Genomic DNA, 18,592 nt, shown 5'->3' with positions numbered 1-18,592 from the left:
GGCGCACGGCGACGGAGGTCCCTGCAACGGAATGAGGTGCACGATCAACGACGCCCAGGATCCCGAGCGGCAGTCTGCCGACGATCCACTCCCGGCACTGCGCTCGGCGGCCGCGACAGCAGAGCTACGAGCGGAGCCGGCGACGCTCGTTCGATACGGCTCCAACGCGGTATTCCGGCTCCCCGACGACGTCATCGCTCGGGTCTCGCGCCCCGGCGCATCCTTGAGCGACGCGCGGCGGCAGGTCGACGTCGCCCGCTGGCTGGCCGACATGAACCTGCCGGCAGTCGAGGTCGTCGATATACCGCAGCCCGTCGCCGCCGCCAACCGAGTTGTCACCTTCTGGCGGTCGGCGTCGGACGACGAGACGTACGCGGACATCGCGGACGTAGCCGACCTGCTCCGGAGGCTGCATCAGCTCCAGGAACCCGATCGCCTCGAACTTCCTGTGTCGCAACCGTTCCGCTCTAAGCTCCCGCCGCTGGACGGACTGGCCGAACCGGACAAGTCGTTCCTCCGCGAGCGGTACGACTGGGCGCGGGAGTCCTTCTCTCAGCTTCCCTATGCCCTGCCGCGGGGAGTGATCCACGGCGACGCGAACGTGGGCAACGTGATCATCGGTCGGGACGGCCGGCCCCTCCTGATCGACCTCGACAGCGTCTCGGTCGGCCCGCGGGAATGGGACCTCGTCCAGACGGCGTTGTTCGCCGACCGGCTCGGCTGGCACACCGCGGAGGAGTACGCGCGCTTCGTCGACGTCTACGGGTACGACCTGCGCGAATGGGAGGGTTACGAGCAGCTCGCCGACATGCGGGAGATCGCGATGACGGCGTGGCTCAGTACCCAGGCCGCGACCTCGGAACGCTCCGCACGCGAGGCGGCCAAGCGGATTGCGGCCATCCGGACGGGGGCTTGCCGGCGCGACTGGTCCCCGTACTGATCTCCTGCCAGAGCCGGCCATGCCGCGCCTGATCGGCGAAGCCGGCGAGAGCACGGGAGCCGCGGAAGCGGGGAAGTCGTTCGCGCAGTTCTCTGACGTACTGCGCGCCGCGCGCGGAGTGCAGTGTCTCGCCGAACTCCAACGCGCGCAGGGCGGTCTCGGCGCCGGCCTCCGGATGGCCGGCGTCGAGTTGGGCGTGCGCCAGCACCATCGTCACGAAGAAGTCGCTCCGCGCGTAGTCCCCGCTCGCCGCGTCGACCGCGGCCGTCGCCCACTCGATCGCCTCCGCCGGCCGGCCCAGATCGCGATGGCAGTGCGCGAGCTCGGCGGCGAACTCGGCCTCGTCGAAGTACTGGATCCACTCCGGACCGTCGCCCACCGCGTGGCGGTCGAAGGCGCTTACTGCCGCACTCATGGCGGCATCGCACGCCGCCGCGTCCCCGGCGCGCGCGAGCGCCCGTGCCTCCATGAGGTGGAAGTGCGCACTCAGGATCGGCGACGCGAGCTCGTCGGTGCCTAGTCGGGCGGCTCGCGCGAGGTTCGTCGCCTCGTGGAGGCGTCCGAGGTAGGTAGCCTGGTGGCTCATGGCGTCGAGGACGCCGGCCGCGAGTGCGCGATCTCCGGAGACGTCGGCGAGGCCGAGTGCCTGGATGAAGTATCGCTGCGCGAGTCCGTGGCGGCCGGAGTCGTACGACGACCACGCGGCGAGCTGGGTGATCTCGGCGGCCGCCGCAAAGAGCTGTGTCCGGACGGCATCGGAGGCATTGGCGCGCAACAGCTTCGGGAGATCGTGCCGAAGGTAGGTGACCAGAGCCTGCCGGGCGTGGCCGCCCCCGAACGCGTTGTCGAGCGAGCCGAAGCGGACGTGCGTCTGTCTCAACCGGGCGACATCGGCGATGTCGACGGAGCGGCGAACCTCGTCGTGCGGTCGCCGTGCACCGACGAGCCAGGTCAGCGACGCGTCCGTCCAGGCAGTCGGGCTGACCGCTGAGTCGACCAGCACGGACGAGTCGTCAGCATCGGCCTGGAGGAGCGTAGCGACGGCCGCCGTGGCCTCGTCGGAAGACCTGGGTAGTGCCAGACCGACGTCGGGGGACAGTCCGCCGCCGAGGGCGAACCCCACCTCGTCCGGGTGCACCGCCCGTCCCAGCTGTCGGCCCAGGGCCTGGAGGACGCATGCCCGCGTCTCCTCGTCGCGCGGCACGGTCCCGGCGAGCCACCGGCTCACGTAGGTGTGCGTGAAGACCCGCTCGAGCCCGCGGCTCGCGGCGGCCTCGGTGACCGCCCGGGCGAAGCGCTTCCGGCCCACCGTGCCGTCGCGGTCGAGGAAGCCGGCGTCGAGCAGCACGCCTCTGAGCTGCTCGTTCACCCGCCATCGACCCCTTCTGTGCCCACCGGCGTCCGAGTGTGCCCCCTTCTGTGCCCTGCCGTGGCGTTTTGACGAAAGCCAGAGTGGATCAGGTGAACGAGGAGCGGCGGCAGGCGGCGGAGGGGGAGGACGGGATGACCGGCGACGAGGTGGACGTGATCCGTTCCCGGCTCGACGATCTCGGCGCGCAGGTCCGCGCGTGGGCGGATGGCGTCGTAAGTCAGATCGAGGAGCTCTCGGGCCGGATCAGCGACGGACGGACTTCTCCAGCTCGGCGACCCGAGCGTCGAGAGCCTGCATCGCCGAGGCGAGAGCCGCCCGGAGGTCGTCGACCCTGCGGCTGATCTCCAGGAACTCGGCGGACGGCTCCGCAGCGCGGGGCTCGCGGGAGACGTAGACGCCCTTTCCGGGCTGTCCCTCCGCGATGCCGTCGTTCTGCAGCTGCTTGATCGCGGCCCTGGCGACGGTGACGGAGACGTCGTAGGTCGACATCAGCGCGGACGTGGAGGGCAGGAGGTCCCCGACCGCATAGGTCCCGTCTCGGATCTTGCGGCGTAGGTCGTCGGCGACCTGCTGGTACTTCGGGCTCCTGGCCACCCGCCCTCCTTGCCTCGGTCTCGGCATTCTGCCGGTCCGGACCCGGGGAGGCGCGGTCGATCCATCCACAGGCGTGTCGTGACCTACTGCATCATGAGCACTATGTGCATATAGTTGATTAAGGCGAATGGAGGAGTTCGGATGAGCCTTCAGACGAATGGTGGGGAGCAGACCGCGCCGGCGTTCTACAGCGTGGCCGCGACCGCACGGATGCTCGGGGCGTCGGAGATGACCATCTACCGGGCAGTCCAGGACGGCGAGTTCCCGGCGCTGCGGATCCGTGGGCGGATCGTCATCCCGGCCCGGGCCCCCGAGGCGCTGACGGAGGAGGCGGTCTCGAGCCGGCGCGTCGTCGACGTCGCCGAGTGGACCGCCGCGGCCGCGGATGGTTCCGATGGACACGGGTGACCTCCACGCGGCCCTCTTCGAGGGCGAGCCGGACCCGGACTGGCGCGCAGTGGCGAGCTGCCGCGAGATCCCGGCGGACCTCTATTTCCCGGACGAGGGTGACTCCGCGAAGAGCGTCAAGGCGATCTGCAACTCCTGCGAGGTGCGGCTCGACTGCCTCGCCCACGCGCTCGTCCAGCGCGAGGCGTACGGCATCTGGGGCGGTCTGACCGGCCGCGAGCGCAACCGCCTCGCGCGCGACTTCCGGCGAGCCGGCCTCCCGGTTCCGGCTCGAGGCGGACGAGCCGCATGACCACACGAACCGACGGAAAGGACGGACATGGAGACCGGGTTCGGGATCGCGATATTCCTCGCGTTGGTCGGGGCCGCCATCTGTGCGAGGGCACGGGCGGCGGGCGGTGCGGTGGTGTTCTCGCTGATCGCCTTGACACTTTTCGTGGCGACGCCGGTGGGTCGAGGGGTTCCCGCGGCGATCGGAGAGTTCTTCTCGACGATCGACCACGCCGCGACGCCCGTGCTGAACGGCGGGGGTTCCGATGCGTCGGGATGAGCGCCACCGCCCGTCGCCGGCACGACCGGCGGGGGGAGCGATGAGCCCCGATGCCCGATCGTGGGCTCGACGGCGCCTCGCCGAGCTCATCTGCTCGATCGCGGGCGACGTCTTCGGGGCCACCGTGGTCGACAGGCCGCTTGTTCCCGGATCGATCGTGTCGGTAGCCCGCCTGGAGGACGGGCTCGCGGGCGTCCGGGCGTCGGCTCTCGCTGCGTCGGTCGCCCGGGCCGAGCTATACGACTACGCGACCGGTGCTCGAGCGACGGGCTCGACCTGGGCGGACATCGCTGAGGCGCTCGGTGTCGACGACGAGCACGGTGTACCGGCCGAGCTCGCCTACGAGTTGATCGTCGAGGGTCGGGCCGTCCCGCGCCGTCGGTCGCTGTGGCAGCCCACAGCTCGCTGGACCTGCGGATCGTGCGGCGAGTCGGTCGTCGATCACGGCCCCTACGACGGCTGCGCGGTCAACAACGAGTCGGGCCACGAGGACCACTGCCCTCGAATCGAGGGCTCGTCGTGAGCCCACAGCGCTGGCTGCTCGCGATGCTGGCCGTGGTCGCGGCGGCCGCTGCCGTCCTCTCGTTCGCTGCCCTGCGGGATCTCGCGCGCCTGTGCGGCTTCGACCCGCGGCTCGCGTGGCTGCTGCCGGTGGTGGTCGACGCCGGTGCCGCCGCCGGGTCAATGGTCTGGCTCGGAGACGACGCGGTGGACGAGGCGCGGCGGTTCGCCCGGAGCCTCGCGCTCGGGCTCCTCGTCCTGTCCGTGGCGGCCAACGCGCTCGGGCATGCGCTCGAGGCTTACCGGCTCGAGCCGGTCTGGTGGGTAGTGGTCGTCGTGTCGGGCGTGGCTCCCGCGGTTCTCGGCGCCGTCGTGCACCTGGCGGTGCTCGTCGGTCGGGGTGGTCGGCGGCCGATCGTCGACCTTCCCGAGCCGGAGACCGACCTCCACGACCAGGGCCTGTCGTGGTGGGAGACGGCGCCCCCGGCCGCCGACGTTCTTGACCGCGCATCGCAGCTGATCGCCGACGGAGTCGGTCGGCGGCGGCTCGCGAAGGAGCTCGGCGTGACCGAGCACGAGGCCCGACAGCTGCTCGCGGCGTCCCGGGCGACGAACGGCGCCGGCCTGCACCAGACCGAAGGGGACCCGAAATGACTCTGATCCTGTTGGTGTGCACGGTGATCGCCTGCGTCCTGGCGTGGCGGAAGGGCGCCCGGGTGATTGCCGTGGCGGCCGCAGGTTTCGCGGTGCTCGTTCTCTGGCGCCTCGCCGGAGAGGTGGGGTGGGGCTACGTCGCCGTCGGCCTCGTGTTCATCGGCGCACTCGGATGGCATCGCTGGAGCCGCACCTCGTCGCGAGTCGTGCGCTGGGGTGCGCGCTCCCGCCGGAAGTCCGGCGTCGCCTCCTCCGTCGACATCGCCCGGGTCGCGTCCGGTGCAGCGATGCGCAGGAAGGCGGCAGCGGTGCGCCCCGAGCTGACCGCCCTCCCGCTCGCGGAGCGCGGGCCGATCCGGGCCGGCGACGTCGGCATGCTGCTCTGCCGCGTCGGCTTCCAGCCGGTCTACTCCTCAGTCGAGGACGTCGCGATCACGTTCGGCGGCCCGCGGACCGGCAAGACGGGCTGGCTGGCCGGGCGGGTCATCGACGCTCCCGGCGCAGTGCTCGTCACCTCGACCCGAACCGACCTGCTCGAGCTGACCGGACCGCTTCGGGCTCGGCGCGGACCCGTCTACGTCTTCAACGCGGTGGGACTTGGTGGTCGCCCGTCGACCATCACGTTCGACCCGCTGACGGGCTGCGCGGACCCGGTCACTGCGGCCGAACGGGCCGGGGACCTCCTCGGTGCCAGCACGCACGGCGGGGGCGACCGCGAGTTCTGGAACGCCCAGGCCCGCCGGGTGCTCGCCGCGTTGATGCACGCTGCCGCGCTCGGCGACCTGTCGATGCGCGAGGTGCTGCAGTGGGTCACCGATCCGGACAAGGCGCAGCGCGAGGTTACCTCGCTGCTCCGCTCCTCTCCCGCCCCCGAGTACGCGAAGGACGCGACCCAGTTCGTCACCACCAACGACCGGACGAGGACGTCGATCACCTCGACGATCATGCCCGCGCTCGGTTGGCTGACATCGCCCGCGGCGTCGGCTGCGGCGACGGGCCGGCACCCGTTCGTCGTCGAGGACCTGCTCGACTCCGGGGCGACCGTCTACCTGCTCGGCGCCGAGGAGACCCAGGCAGCGCCGCTGGTCTGCGCGCTCACCGGCTACGTCGCTCGCGAGGCCCGGCGGCTGGCCGCATTGCGACCGTCCGGGCGGCTGGACCCGCCGCTCACCCTCGCTCTCGACGAGGCCGCGCTGATCTCGCCGGTGCCGCTCGAGTCCTGGACGGCGGACATGGGAGGTCGCGGGGTCACGATCATCGCGGCCTTCCAGTCCCGTGCCCAGGTCGCGACGCGGTGGGGGGAGAACGGCGCGGCGATCATCCTCAACAACGCCGCGGCGGTCATGGTGTTCGGCGGGACGAGGGACAAGGACGACCTCGCGTTCTGGTCGACCCTCGCAGGAGAGCGGGACGAGCCCGTCACCACGACCGACCTGCACGGCCGGGCGTTCTCCCGCACGGTGCGGCGTGTACCGGTCCTGGCGCCGGCGCAGGTTGCGAATCTCCCGGCAGGGCAGGCGGTCGTCTACCGGCGCGGTATTCCGCCGGTCGTCGGTCGGGTGCAGATGGCCTGGCGTCGTCGCGACGTCCGGGCACACGCGCGGGCGGAGCGCGCAGCCCGGCGCCGAATCCGGCTACGAGTTCGACGGGATGTGGTGCTGGGGACGATCGTCGACGGCCTCGCGTCGCGCTGGCCCGACCGGTTCGGCGAGCTTGCCCGCCGTGTCCGCGAGGCGAACGACGCCCGTCGTGATCCGGCGCCGCCCGCGGCGGTCGAGTCTCCGGCCAACGTCATCCCGCTGCCCGGGTCGCGCGGGTGAGCGGCGCCGACCCGACCGTCGTCGGCCTCGCCCGCTCGCTCGAACGGACGCTGCGGCGGGTGGGTGAGCTGGAGGAGCTCGTCCGGCGTCTCGCCACCGACGTCGCCACGCTCGCCCGGGCCAACCCGCCGGCGGGAGCGCCTGTCGGCGAGGCGGGAGACGGCGGCCGCCACCCGGGCGGCTGGCTCGGCGTGGCCGATCACGAGGTGAGCGCCGCCGGGATCGCGGACCTGATCGAGTGGGTGGAAGGCGTCTATCTCCGCTTCCCGGACGCCGAACTCCCGTCCTGCTGGCTCTGGCATCCGGCAGTGGTCGAGGAGCTGTGGTGGCTCCGTGGTGCGCATGGCGCCGCTTTCGACGACTCGGCCGGCTCGTGGCAGCGCATCGGGGACTGGCACGACCGCTTCCGGCCCGGAGTCGTCAAGCGGCTGCGCGCCGCCGTCGGGGACTGCGAGCTCGCCCTCCACCGCGCCGGAACGGACCTGCACGACGGACCGATCGCCCCTCTCGCCGACGCCGCGTCCGAGATCGCACGGAGCTGGACCACCAGCCGCGCGCTACCCGATCCGACCGAGCCCCAGCTGAACGACGCCGAGCAGTACGACCGAGCACAGCACCGCAGGAGCCACCGATGACCAACTCCAAGCAAGATCAACAAAGCAAGATCACAAAGCCGTTCACACCAAGGCATCACGATCCGATGGAGCGTCGCGAGGCGACGGGAGAGTGCTCGTGCTGAGCCTCGCGATCGGCTACGACACCGGCTATCTCACCGGCGCGGTCGCCGGCGGCCGGGAGGGCTACTACACGGGTGCGGTGACGACCGGCGAGCCCGCCGGGCTCTGGTATGGCGCCGGCGCGGAGCGGCTCGGGCTGGCCGGCGAGGTCGACGCCGATCTGATGGAGGCCGTCTACACACATCTCCTCGACCCTAGGGACCAGGCGACGCACAGCCGCTCGACGTGGGGTGAAGCCCCGTTGCTCGCGTCGAGGCACAAGGCGTTCCGTTCTGCGGACCAGGTCTACGCCGACCTGCTCGCGGCCGAGGAGGGGACGGGCCCGGAGCGCCGGGCCGAGCTGCGGTTGCAGGCGGAGCGCTCCGCGCGGCAGGCGGTGTCCTTCATCGATGCGACCTTCTCCGCTCCGAAGAGCGTGACGGTGCTGGGGGTGGCCTTCGAACGTGCGGCCAACGACGCCCGGGCGGCGGGCGACGAGCGGGCGGCCGAGGCGTGGTCCGCGCATCAGCGGGCGGTCGAGGACGCCGTGCTGTCCGGTGCGCGGGCGGGACTCGACTATCTGCAGGATGCCGCCGGCTACTCCCGCGCAGGTCACCACGGTGGCGGCGGCGGGCGCTGGGTCGACGCCCACGAGTTCGTCGTCGCCCAGTTCCTGCAGCACGATTCCCGGGACCGGGATCCTCAGCTCCACGTCCACAACGCGATCCTCAACCGCGTCCAGAGCGTCGACGGCGCCTGGCGGGCGCTGGACTCCCGCACGATCCACGCCCACCGGGGAGCGGCGGGCGCGATCGCCGAGCGCGTCATGGAGGCCCACCTCGCGCGCACCCTCGGGGTCGAGGTCGCCACCCGCCCGGACGGGCGAGCCCGAGAGGTGGTGGGCGTCGACCGGGAGCTGCTCGACCTGTTCTCCTCCCGCCGCCATGCCATCACCGCCCGCTCCCGGGAGCTCGAGCAGGCGTTCGTCGCCCGCTTCGGGCGAGAGCCTGCGCCGCTGGAGCGCACCCGCCTCGCTCAGCAGGCCACTCTGGCCACACGCGCGTCGAAGTCCGCGGGCGGCGAGTCGATCGCGCAACGCCTGGATCGGTGGGAGGCCGAGTCCCGTCGCGCGGTCGTGGGCGGGCTGAGCAGGGTCGCGGACGACGTCGTGCGTCGGGCCCAGCACGTGGAGCCGGGCGCCGAATGGTCCGAGCGGGACGTCGTGGAGCGGGCTCTCGCCAATGTCGGGCAGCGACGGGCGTCGTGGTCGCGTCAGGACCTGATGCGCGCGGTGTCGGACGAGCTCCCCGGGCGGCTCGGTCTCGAGGCCGACCAGGTGCGGCCGCTCCTGGAGCGGCTCACCGATCTCGCTCTCCGCGACGCCGTGCCGATCACTCCGCCTCCGGTGCTGGACGACCTTCCCGACGAGCTTCGCCGTGCGGACGGCCAGTCGATGTTCCTGCGACCGGGGAGCGACCGCTTCAGCGTCGAGGGCCATCTCGTCGCCGAGGGCGAGCTCCGGCGAAGGGCGGTCGCGCGTGGGGCGAGCGCCATCGACGCGGAGGAGGCTGCAGCCGTCATCGCCCGGTTCGCCGAGTCGGGTCACGAGCTCGGCGCGGACCAGGCAGCGGCGGTGCGCGGTGTCTTGACCTCAGGGGCGCGAGTCGAGCTGCTCTCGGCAGCGGCCGGAACCGGGAAGACGTTCACCATGGGCGCGCTGGCCGAGGCGTGGACGGAGTCCGGGCATCGCGTGATCGGGTTGGCGCCGTCTCAGGTCGCCGCCGATCTCCTCACCGAGGAAGGGCTGACGGCGACGAACATCGCGCGGTGGCTCCTCGACGCATCGGACGGGATGGCCGCCGGCGACGGTGATCTGGTTGTCGTCGACGAAGCCGGAATGGCGACCACACCGGATCTGGCCGAGATCGCGCGCCGTTGCGATGCTGCGGGAGCGAAGCTTCTGCTCGTCGGCGACTCCCGTCAGCTCGGTGCCGTCGGGCCGGGCGGCGCTCTGGCGGATGTCGCGGCACGAGGGATCGTCTACGAGCTCGGTGAGGTCCGGCGGTTCTCGGCAGCGTGGGAGCGCCAGGCGTCGCTCGAGCTCCGCGAGGCGGACCCCGCGGCGCTCGACCAGTACCAGCGTCATGGCCGCCTGATCGACGCCGGAACCCCGGAGCAGGCGGAGACTGCCGCTTCGCGGGCCTGGCTCGCCGACACCCTCGGCGGTCGCGAGTCCGTCCTGATCGTCGGGAGCAACGACGCGGCTGCCCGGGCCAGCGCAGCGCTACGGGCGCAGCTCATCGAGCTCGGCCGGGTCGAGGAGACAGGTGTCGAACTCGCTCAGGGAACGGTCGCCGGTGTCGGGGACCTCGTGCAGGCCAGGCGGAACGGCTGGCACCTGCGCGGGTTCGAGGGCAACGAGCGCGCGCCGATCAACCGCACCACGTACACGGTGACCGCTCTTCGGGCCGACGGAGGACTGACGGTCAGCCCCGTCCTCGGGGGCCGCCCGATTCAGCTCCCCGCTGACTACACCCGCAGCCACCTCTCGCTCGCCTACGCCAGCACGGTGCATGCGGCCCAGGGGAGGACAGTGGACAGCGCTCATGTGGTCGTCGATTCGGGCGTCGACGCCTCCGCGCTCTACGTCGCGATGACCCGGGGCCGGAACTCCAACACCGCCTGGACCGTCACTCGTCCGACCGGGGCCGACGCGAAGCCGGGGGAGACCTTCGACGTCGAGCCGCGTCACGCCCGCGCCGTCCTGGCGGATGCGTTGCGCCGCAACGAGGAGGACCGCACCGCTCTGGCCGAGCGGGAGCAGGCCGCCATCGCGGCCCGGTCGACCCTCACGCACGGCGGACAGCTCGTCGAGGGGATCGGGCATGTCACCGCGGGCCGCACAGCGGCCACTCTCGACCGGCTAACGGCGGCCGGGATGCTGACCGCTCAGGCGCGCGAGCGGCTCGCGGCGGACGAGGCCGGGGGCTCGCTGGACCGGCTGCTCCGCACCGCCGAGCTCGCCGGGCACGATCCGCGGGCTGTCCTGTCCGCAGCAGTCGACGGCCGCGGCCTCGACGACGCCCGGTCTCCCGCGAAGGTCCTGCACCACCGCATCTCGACGACGTTGGCGGGAAGGCTCACCCCTGACATCACCAGCGCTGTCGACCTGGTGCCGCGCGATGCTCCGGACGGTTGGACCGCCTGGCTCTCCGCGAGGGCCGAAGCGATCGACGAGCGCCGTCGCGAACTCGGTGAGCAGATGTCCGAGGCGGCGCCGGCGTGGGCGGTCACGGCCCTCGGTCCGGTTCCGGACGACGTGATCGGACGAGCGGAATGGGAGCAGCGTGCCGGGTGGGCTGCCGCCTATCGGGAGATGGCCGGCCACAGCGACGAGACCGACCCGCTCGGTGCGGCTCCGCCGGCAGGGATGGCGGAGTCCGCTGCCATATTCCGTGCTGCTCACCGCGCGCTCGACCTGCCGGACGCCGGCGCCGAGGAAGCCGGCCTGAGCGACGGCCTGCTCCGCATGCGGGTCCGGGCGTACGAGCGCGAGACCGCGTGGGCGCCGCGCTGGGTGGGCGACGAGCTCGACCACACCCACCATGCCGCGGCGAGGGCCCGAGCAGACGCGGAGGTATGGGCGGCTCGCGCGGACACGCACGAGGCGCCGGCCGAGCGCGACCAGCTGCGCGCCGCCGCTGAGAAGGCGCGGCAGGAGGCGGACGCGCTCGCTGCACGCGCCTCGGAGCTCGGCTCTGCCGACGACGCTCGTGCCACATGGTTCGCACACACCGCGCAGACGCGGGACAAGGCGGAGCGGGCTCGGGTGGAGCTGGCCGCTCGCGGCGTCGACATGGCGAGGCCGGTCGACCTCGTGACCGCGGAGGAGTGGCTCGCCGTCCACGTTGCCGCGCAACGTGAAGAGGACCTCCACCGTGCGATCGGCGAGCTCGACATCGCCGAAAGCCGCGGCGAGCTCGACGCGCACGCCGGCCCCGAGACAGGTGTCCCCGATCTCCGCGACCGAAGCCACGCCCATCCCACCGAGACCGCGGACCAGGAGCGGACACGGATCCCGACCGCCGACGAGACCGCCGAGGCAGTCGCCCGCGCGCAGATTGCGCTCGCGGAGATCAGGTCCCGCTCCGACGCCGAGGACCTGCACGACGACTCCTGGGCGGACGTGCACCAGGACGACACCCGAGAGGAGACTGCCGAATGGGACGACGACCTCGTCGCCGAGCGCTAGCCGACCCGCTCCTGCGCTGCCCTGATCCGGGCGAGCAATCGCTGCGAGCGCTCGACCGTCTGGCGTGCGGCGGCCCGTGCGGCGTGCCGTTCCTCGGGACCCCAGATTCGATGCGGCGCAGCGGCAATAGCCGACTCGACCAGTGTCTGGGCATCGGCCGGTCGTCCATCGGGAGCACGCGCGGGCAACGGCATGGGAGGAACGGTCGTCGTTCCGAGCAGCCAGCTCAGGACCGTCGCCGCGCCGTCCCCTCGACCCGCGGCGAAAGGCAACGGCGGCAGGAACGGAACGCCGAGGTCGCGGGAGATCTGCTCCAACGGCGGGGGAACGTCGGGGGTGAGCAGGGCCCATGCTGCCCAGAGCTCGGCTTCCGCCATCGCCACGGTGACCGGCTGCTGATCACGCCCGGTCACGGGTGCGACGGCCCCGCCACGAACCCAGGCAAGCGTGGCCGTGATCCCGCCGGCGCTCGGCGAGCGCGTCTCGACTGCATCGGCGTAGGCCAGCCAGTGCAGGTCGGCGATCTCGGCCCGCGACGGCACCACCCAGGTGGGCGCGTCCGCGGTCCAGGACATGGAGCCGAGTATGCGCGCCCGACCCGACGGTGCCGCCCTCGGGAATCGTGACGGAGCGGAAGAGTGCGGTCAGCTAGCCTCACAGTCCTGGTTCAATCTTCAGCTCTGGCTGGCTCAGACGCCTGCGAGCGACATCCGTGATGTCGTGAGCGTCGTGCGCGGCCTAGCGCGCGATCGCGACGTTTGACGATCTCGCACTGACCGTGCGGCGTGTGGGCGAGCTGGTTTGGGCGGTTCTCCCGTGATCGTCTGATGATTCCTGCAGATATGAACGGCGGCAGGAACGATCAACAGGCAGAGCCTGTGCCCCCCACCTCCTTCCGACACGCTGAAACGGTCGTTGCGGAGTTCAAGGTTCGATCACGGTAAGTCGCCGGACTCGGTTCATCAGCGGTGACCAGCGGCCAGGAGTGCTTGTTTCGCCGACCTGAACTCTTCCTCGCTGAGGTCACCGGCGTGGTGCAGCCGGACCAGATCGCCCAGCGCATCGACCAGCCGAGCGCTGTCACCAGGAAATGCGACCAGGCCGGGAGAGGCGTTGCGCACGTCGGCGAGACCGCACAGCATCATCGTCTCGTCGAGCTCACGCCGCAGGATCTCCAGCACCGTCGTGACGCCCTCCTGTCCGTCCACCGCGAGACCCCAGAACGTCGCTCTACCAACCAGCACGGCGCGTGCCCCGAGAGCTAGTGCCTTCAGGACGTCAGCGCCCTTCCGGACCCCTCCGTCCAGGTAGACCTCCATCAAGGAGCCCGCCTGGTCGACCACCTCGGGGAGGATCTCCAACGTCCCTTTCGAGTCCGGTGAGCCGTGCCCGCCGTGGTTGGACACCACGATCCCGTCGACGCCGGTCTCCCGGGCGAGGAGTGCGTCCTCGGCGGTCTGGATGCCCTTGATGACGATGGGCAGCGACGTGCACGAGCGGAGCCAGGCCAGGTCCGCCCAGGTGAACTCTCCGTCGAAGTTGCCGTGGTAGACGTCCGACCACGTCTCGGGGTCCGTGCCGGGGCCCGCATCGTCGAGGTCCAGTCCCGCCATCCCTTGGAAGTTCTTCTGGATACGTGCGGGGTCGATGGTGCGGATCGTGCGGTGTTCGCTGTGCTTGTCATACGCGAAGCGGGTCTCCCGTTCCCGGCTCCGCCCGAGATGGTCGACGGTCACCATGATCGCCTTGTAGCCCGCGTCCTCGGCACGTCCGATCAGCCGTCGGCACAGCTCGCGGTTCCGGAATATGTACATCTGGAACCACAGTGGCCCGTCGCCGGCCTCGGCAACCTCCTCGATGCTGTAGGCCGAACCGACCGACAACGTGAAGACCGTGCCCGCCGCCGCGGCGCCCCGCGCGGTGGCCAGCTCGCCCTCGGGGTGGGCCCGCTGGTGGTTTCCCGCCGGGCCGATCATCACCGGAAAGCTGATCGGGGTCCCGAGCACGCTCGTCCCGACATGTCGTGTCCCCACCGATGTCATCACCCGCGGGCGGGTGCGGCACCGCTCGAACGCGTCGAGGCTGTGGCTGTTGCCTTCGAAGCCGCTGACGCCATAGCCACCAAAGATTACGTCGAACAGTTGGCGGGGGAGGATCTCGCGGCTGCGGGCCTCGAAGTCCTCGATAGTCAGCAGGTCACTCACCAAGAGCTCCTCGTCCGGTGTCGGGCTGTTCTGACGTGCTCGCGCAGAGCGATAGACGTCTGGCTGGGCGAACACGAGCAAGTCGAAGAAACTGCGACTGAGATCTTACTTGGATCGAGAGTCTGGGGGTCGGCGGGCAATCACGTCAAGTGTCCGATTGCGACTTCCGGCGGCATGGCCGGCCAGGGCGTCCAACGTCGGCGCGAGGGGTCTCCTGCGCGGGGGCTCCACCTCGCTGCGAAGGTCAGGCAACCTGGTCTTGCGTTTCCTTCCTGCGGAGCCGGGCCACGGCGGAGCGACCGTAGGTCGAGCGCGGGGGGCGATGAGGCGTCGAGGAGGAAGTCTGTCCGACTACTGGTCTTGACATCGCGACGTGTGGCCGCCAAGCTACTGCGAACTGCGAAACAGGTCGCAGTTCAAGCTCCATGTTGTGAGGCTCGGCCGCCGTTCAGGTGGCGCTTGATGCCCGTTCGGTGGTCGTCGAGGTCAACGACTCGTTCGCGGTGTTGATCAAGGCGCAGTCTGTAGTCACGCAAGTCGGGGAAGTGATCGGTTCATGGCAGAAGGGCGGCTGAGCTGCCGCCCGGGAGAAAGGTCCTCCGAGAAATGGTCCGTCCAAGACGCCGCGTCCTTGCGGGAATAGCTTTGTCCGTGGCAGTCGCGCTCGGCACAGTGGCCTGCGGATCGAGTGACGCTGCCCGCGACACGAAGGGTCAGGCCGCAGCAAGCACGCCGATGAAGCTCACGGTCGCCCTGCCCGCCATCGACGCGACCGCTGCCGAGCCGGCGATCGGTATCGCGAAGGGCTACTACAAGAACCTGGGCCTGGACGTCCAGTTCACCAACTCCGGCAGCAACATTCTCGCCGCCGTCCTGTCGGGGCAGGCAGACATCTCGGTCTCGGGGCTGCCCGGTCCGCTCTTGCCTGCGGCACAGGGTAAGAACCTGAAGATCATCGCGGAGAAGAACACTCCGACCAGCTCGGTCAATATCGCGGCCAAGCCCAGCCTCACCAGCGTGGACCAGTGCAAGTCCGTTGCCACCACCGGTGTCGGCACCGGCCTGTACAACCTCACGATGTACTTCCAGAAGGCCTTCAACCTGAACTGGACGATCAAGGCGCTCAGTGCTCCGACGGACGCGGTGAACCTGCTGCTCACCGGCCAGGTGGACTGTGCCGTGGCCGATCTCGCCCTGCTCAATACGGTGGTCGAGGCCGGCAAGGTGAAGCTGCTGGTGTCCGCCGCCAGCCAGACCGGTCTGCCGCCCGGCTTCCCGTCGAACCTCGTGGGTGGGGTCCTGTACGGGCTCGACGACAACCTCAAGGCGAAGAAGCAGGCGGTCGTCGCCTTCCTCACCGCCTGGGACCAGGCGGTGACCCTGATGAACAACTCGCTCGGGGACGCGGCCCAGGCCATCCACTCGGTGCCCAACTGGGACGCCCAGCCGGCCGACTCGATCCTCGCTGCCATCAAGGCCCAGCAACCCGGCAGGTGGCCGGGTCGCGGCATCATCGAGAGCTCCGCGTGGCCTGCCGAGCTCGCGTTTCTCGAGGCTGCCGGGACGAGCTTTCCCGGTGGGGTCAATGCGGACATCTGGTCGTACGACAACCGCGTGGACATGAGCTATCTCCGCGCAGCGATCAACATCCAGAAATAGGCCCGCACTGGGTTCGTGACCGTTTCATGAGGAAGGAACGCACGTGAAATTCGGGATCCTGGACGTCGGTCACTGGCACGAGAGCGAGACCAGCGAGGAGGTCTACCGCGCGGTCGTCGATCATGCCCAGCTCGCGGAGGAGCTCGGCTTCGAGGCGATCTGGCTCGGGGAGCACCACTTCAGCCGGCACGGAATCTACGGGAACACTCTCACCCTCGCCTCCCACATCGCAGGCAAGACCGATCGCCTTCGGATCGGGACAGCGGTCGTCATTCTCCCGCTGCACCATCCGCTCCGCGTGGCCGAGGAGGCCGCGATGGTGGACGTGCTGTCGGGGGGGCGGCTCGACCTGGGCGTCGGCGCCGGTTACCAGTGGCGCGAGTTCAACGGGCTCGGCGTCGACATCAAGGAATCGCGCGAGCGCTTCATCGAATCCCTGGAGATCCTGACGACAGCGTGGTCCTCGGACGCGCTCTCGTTCCAGGGCAAGTTCCGCTCCTGGGACGCCGAGGACGAGCTGATCATCCACCCGAAGCCTCGGCAGAGCCCGGATCTTCCCGTGTACGTCGCTGTCTCGGCCAGTCCACGGAGCCTCGAGCTAGCGGCCAGCCACAACCTGCGCATTCTCGTGGGCGGTCCGACCGACATCATGGGAATCGCCCCGCAGGTGATCGAGCGCTGGCGCCAGGCGATGACGAATCACGGGAACGACCCGTCCGGGAAGGTCCTTCCGTGTGCCAAGGGCATCTACGTGGCGGAGACCGATGAGCAGGCGGCCGCCGACATCGCGGCCATCGACCAGCTTTGGGACGTCAAGCTGCTCAGTCAGATCGGTTCTCCGCTCAGCCCGGCGGGCGAGGTCCCGCCCGGCTACGAGAGCTGGGCCATGCGGGTCAAGGACCGGGAGAAGCGGGTCACCGACAACACGACGGGCACCGCGGCACTCGTGGGCTCACCCGAGACGGTGGCCCACCGGATCAAGGAGCTGGAGGAAATGGGCCTGGAGTACATCTTCGGCTCCTTCGGACTGCCCGGCATGCCGGAAGAGAAGAAGCGCCGCTCGATCGAGCTGTTCGGGCGCGAGATCATCCCGCAGTTCTCGTAGCCGGCGTGCCGGATCGTCCTTGAGCAGAACCGACCGGAAGGAGAGCACTCCGAGTGACGACGTACGACGTGATCGTGGTCGGAGGCGGGTCGACGGGCGCGGCTCTTGCCTCCCGCCTCAGCGAGGACCCCTCTCGGTCGGTTCTGCTCATCGACGCGGGGCCCTTCTACGGGTCCCTCTCGGAGTTTCCCGAGCACCTCGCGCAGGCGAGCTCGCTGGCAGCCCTGTCGCCCGGCCATCCCCACAACTGGTCCTATATCGCTGAGCTGACCCCGGAGTGGAACTTCCCGGTGCTGCGCGGGAAGGTCGTCGGCGGATCCAGCGCGATCAACGGCGGGTACTTCATCCGCGGCCGTCGTGCGGACTTCGACGAGTGGGCCCGGGCGGGCAACGACCAGTGGTCCTACGAGGCTGTCCTCCCGTCCTTCATCAGGAGCGAGACCGACCTCGACTTCCCGGAGTCCGACGTGCACGGCAGTGCTGGGCCGATGCGGATCCGGCGCCCCGGGGTGGACGAGTTCGGGGCGGCCACGCGGGCGTTCCTCGCCGCCTGCCGGGCCGCGGGCTACCCGGAGGACCCGGACAAGAACGCCGACAACGGAATCGGAGTCGGCACGGTGCCCCGCAACATCGTGGACGGAATCCGGTGGAACACCGCTCTGGGCTACCTGGCGGGGGCTCGGGAGCGGCCGAACCTGACCATCCTGGGGGAGAGCCTCGTGCAGCGCGTCCTCGTCGATGGCAAGCAGGCGGTGGGCGTGGAGGTCTGCCGGGGTGGTGACCGGGAGACCTGGCTTGGGGAAGAGGTGGTGCTCAGCGCCGGAGGCATCGAGTCGCCGCACTTGTTGCTGCTGTCGGGCATCGGACCGGCGGACGAGCTGAGGGCCCTCGACATCCCCGTGGTCGAGGACCTGCCCGTCGGTCGGGGAATCCAGGACCATCCGTCGGTTGCGCTTCACTACCGGACGAAGGGTGCCGCCGGTACGGAGCGGGACCTCGTGCCCGTCCAGATGGGTCTCACCTACACCGCCGAGGGGTCGACCTTCGCGGAGGACATGCAGATCGGCGGGGCGGGTGGCTCGTTCCGGGGGAGGAAACGCGGCTCCGGTACCAAAGCGGCTGCGTCGGCTCCTTTCGAGATGGAGCAGGCGCACGAGCCGGATGACCGGGTACTGCTGTGTTCACTGAACCGGGAGCACAGCAGGGGGCGGCTGACACTGGTGTCCGCGGACCCGCACGTGGCGCCGCGCATCGAGCTGAACTACCTGTCCGCAGGGGACGACCGGGAACGCCTGCGCAACGGAGTGCGACTGGCAGCCGGACTGCTGGACAGCGGCGAGTTCCGCAGGATCGGTGTCCAGCGGGTGTCGCCCTGCCCACCGGAGACGGACGACGCAAGCCTCGATGCGTGGATCGACGACAACCTCAGCACGGGATTCCACACCTCGTCGGGCGCCCGGATGGGTGCGCCGTCGGATCCGGACGCCGTGGTCGACCAGCAGGGGCGTGTGCACGGCGTCGCGGGCCTGCGGGTGCTCGACCTCTCCCTCTGCCCGTCCGTGGTGAGCCGGGGGACTCATGCCACCGCGGTGATGATCGGCGAACGGGCGAGTGAGTTCTTTCCGTGACCCGTTCGATCGGCCTCGTCGCAGACGTCAGGACTTCCACAGCAAGGGGCAACTTGTAGCGATGACTACGAACGAATTCCCTCGAAGGAAGCCGTCAGAGGTCGGCTCCTCGAACCTGATCGGGCGCCTGCGCGCGGCTTCCACCCGGCCGTCGGATCTCGGCGGCGCTTCTCCGGGTGCGATCTCGCT

At 70.4% G+C, this 18,592-nt stretch carries 17 protein-coding genes; 13 read left to right on the top strand and 4 right to left on the bottom strand.

The genetic code is table 11. The annotated features are described in order from the left end of the window. Positions 1 to 31 precede the first annotated feature (31 nt). Entirely contained in the window at positions 32 to 940 is a 909-nt protein-coding gene (locus ABD324_RS21400) for a phosphotransferase family protein (RefSeq protein ID WP_344419874.1), read from the top strand. On the opposite strand, the gene ABD324_RS21395 is transcribed toward ABD324_RS21400, so the two are convergent. Both ABD324_RS21395 and ABD324_RS21390 read right to left on the bottom strand, forming a co-directional pair. Then, positions 837 to 2,309, bottom strand: a complete 1,473-nt coding sequence (locus ABD324_RS21395) for an NsdA family TPR-like regulatory protein (protein WP_344419872.1) — start codon at positions 2,307 to 2,309, stop codon at positions 837 to 839. The two genes, ABD324_RS21400 and ABD324_RS21395, sit on opposite strands and share 104 nt — an antisense overlap. 246 nt (positions 2,310 to 2,555) lie before the next feature. Further along, positions 2,556 to 2,906, bottom strand: a complete 351-nt coding sequence (locus ABD324_RS21390) for a winged helix-turn-helix domain-containing protein (protein WP_344419871.1) — start codon at positions 2,904 to 2,906, stop codon at positions 2,556 to 2,558. 141 nt (positions 2,907 to 3,047) lie between these two features. Between ABD324_RS21390 and ABD324_RS21385 the strand changes: the two genes are divergently transcribed. The 8 genes from ABD324_RS21385 (at position 3,048) to mobF (ending at position 11,807) form a co-directional block, all read left to right on the top strand. Further along, entirely contained in the window at positions 3,048 to 3,314 is a 267-nt protein-coding gene (locus ABD324_RS21385; RefSeq protein ID WP_344419868.1) for a helix-turn-helix domain-containing protein, read from the top strand. Continuing rightward, entirely contained in the window at positions 3,301 to 3,606 is a 306-nt protein-coding gene (locus ABD324_RS21380) for a WhiB family transcriptional regulator (RefSeq protein WP_344419865.1), read from the top strand. The genes ABD324_RS21385 and ABD324_RS21380 overlap by 14 nt, the downstream gene beginning before the upstream one ends. Positions 3,607 to 3,633: 27 nt before the next feature. Beyond that, on the top strand, positions 3,634 to 3,864 hold the full coding sequence (locus ABD324_RS21375) for a hypothetical protein (protein ID WP_344419862.1): 231 nt from the start codon (positions 3,634 to 3,636) through the stop codon (positions 3,862 to 3,864). A 157-nt stretch (positions 3,865 to 4,021) separates the two neighbouring features. Continuing rightward, entirely contained in the window at positions 4,022 to 4,387 is a 366-nt protein-coding gene (locus ABD324_RS21370; RefSeq protein WP_344419860.1) for a hypothetical protein, read from the top strand. Then, positions 4,384 to 5,019: a DUF2637 domain-containing protein gene (locus ABD324_RS21365; protein WP_344419858.1), complete on the top strand. Its 636-nt coding sequence runs from the start codon at positions 4,384 to 4,386 to the stop codon at positions 5,017 to 5,019. The genes ABD324_RS21370 and ABD324_RS21365 overlap by 4 nt, the downstream gene beginning before the upstream one ends. Next, complete coding sequence (locus ABD324_RS21360) at positions 5,016 to 6,839, top strand: type IV secretory system conjugative DNA transfer family protein (RefSeq protein ID WP_344419855.1); 1,824 nt, start codon at positions 5,016 to 5,018, stop codon at positions 6,837 to 6,839. The genes ABD324_RS21365 and ABD324_RS21360 overlap by 4 nt, the downstream gene beginning before the upstream one ends. Next, entirely contained in the window at positions 6,836 to 7,474 is a 639-nt protein-coding gene (locus tag ABD324_RS21355; RefSeq protein WP_344419852.1) for a hypothetical protein, read from the top strand. The genes ABD324_RS21360 and ABD324_RS21355 overlap by 4 nt, the downstream gene beginning before the upstream one ends. Before the next feature lie 97 nt (positions 7,475 to 7,571). After that, positions 7,572 to 11,807, top strand: coding sequence for a MobF family relaxase (mobF, locus tag ABD324_RS21350; RefSeq protein WP_344419849.1), 4,236 nt, complete (start codon positions 7,572 to 7,574; stop codon positions 11,805 to 11,807). On the opposite strand, the gene ABD324_RS21345 is transcribed toward mobF, so the two are convergent. Both ABD324_RS21345 and ABD324_RS21340 read right to left on the bottom strand, forming a co-directional pair. After that, positions 11,804 to 12,382, bottom strand: coding sequence for a hypothetical protein (locus ABD324_RS21345; RefSeq protein WP_344419846.1), 579 nt, complete (start codon positions 12,380 to 12,382; stop codon positions 11,804 to 11,806). The two genes, mobF and ABD324_RS21345, sit on opposite strands and share 4 nt — an antisense overlap. A 387-nt stretch (positions 12,383 to 12,769) precedes the next feature. Beyond that, a complete protein-coding gene (locus tag ABD324_RS21340; protein WP_344419842.1) occupies positions 12,770 to 14,011 on the bottom strand; it encodes an alpha-hydroxy-acid oxidizing protein in 1,242 nt (413 codons plus the stop codon). A gap of 452 nt (positions 14,012 to 14,463) precedes the next feature. On the opposite strand from ABD324_RS21340, the gene ABD324_RS21335 reads away from it, so the two are divergent. From ABD324_RS21335 to mftG, 4 genes are all read left to right on the top strand, one after another. Next, positions 14,464 to 14,586, top strand: a complete 123-nt coding sequence (locus ABD324_RS21335; RefSeq protein WP_344419839.1) for a hypothetical protein — start codon at positions 14,464 to 14,466, stop codon at positions 14,584 to 14,586. A gap of 76 nt (positions 14,587 to 14,662) precedes the next feature. After that, positions 14,663 to 15,670 carry an ABC transporter substrate-binding protein gene (locus ABD324_RS21330; protein WP_344419836.1) on the top strand — a complete coding sequence of 336 codons (1,008 nt, stop codon included), beginning with the start codon at positions 14,663 to 14,665 and terminating at the stop codon, positions 15,668 to 15,670. 43 nt (positions 15,671 to 15,713) lie between these two features. Further along, complete coding sequence (locus ABD324_RS21325) at positions 15,714 to 16,775, top strand: LLM class flavin-dependent oxidoreductase (protein ID WP_344419834.1); 1,062 nt, start codon at positions 15,714 to 15,716, stop codon at positions 16,773 to 16,775. A 53-nt stretch (positions 16,776 to 16,828) separates the two neighbouring features. Further along, a complete protein-coding gene (gene mftG, locus ABD324_RS21320; protein WP_344419830.1) occupies positions 16,829 to 18,403 on the top strand; it encodes a mycofactocin dehydrogenase MftG in 1,575 nt (524 codons plus the stop codon). Positions 18,404 to 18,592: the final 189 nt, after the last annotated feature.

Origin of the sequence: Pseudonocardia ailaonensis, from assembly GCF_039531635.1 — a bacterium.
GTDB lineage: Bacteria > Actinomycetota > Actinomycetes > Mycobacteriales > Pseudonocardiaceae > Pseudonocardia > Pseudonocardia ailaonensis.
This window is presented reverse-complemented; position numbering and strand designations above follow the sequence as displayed.

What these genes read in the sequence shown, in the direction of transcription:
- ABD324_RS21375 (WP_344419862.1), top strand. Translation starts at nt 3,634, where the DNA reads ATGGAGACCGGGTTCGGGATCGCGATATTCCTCGCGTTGGTCGGGGCC.
- ABD324_RS21360 (WP_344419855.1), top strand. Translation starts at nt 5,016, where the DNA reads ATGACTCTGATCCTGTTGGTGTGCACGGTGATCGCCTGCGTCCTGGCG.
- ABD324_RS21385 (WP_344419868.1), top strand. Translation starts at nt 3,048, where the DNA reads ATGAGCCTTCAGACGAATGGTGGGGAGCAGACCGCGCCGGCGTTCTAC.
- ABD324_RS21345 (WP_344419846.1), bottom strand. Translation starts at nt 12,382, where the DNA reads ATGTCCTGGACCGCGGACGCGCCCACCTGGGTGGTGCCGTCGCGGGCC.
- ABD324_RS21380 (WP_344419865.1), top strand. Translation starts at nt 3,301, where the DNA reads ATGGACACGGGTGACCTCCACGCGGCCCTCTTCGAGGGCGAGCCGGAC.
- ABD324_RS21400 (WP_344419874.1), top strand. Translation starts at nt 32, where the DNA reads ATGAGGTGCACGATCAACGACGCCCAGGATCCCGAGCGGCAGTCTGCC.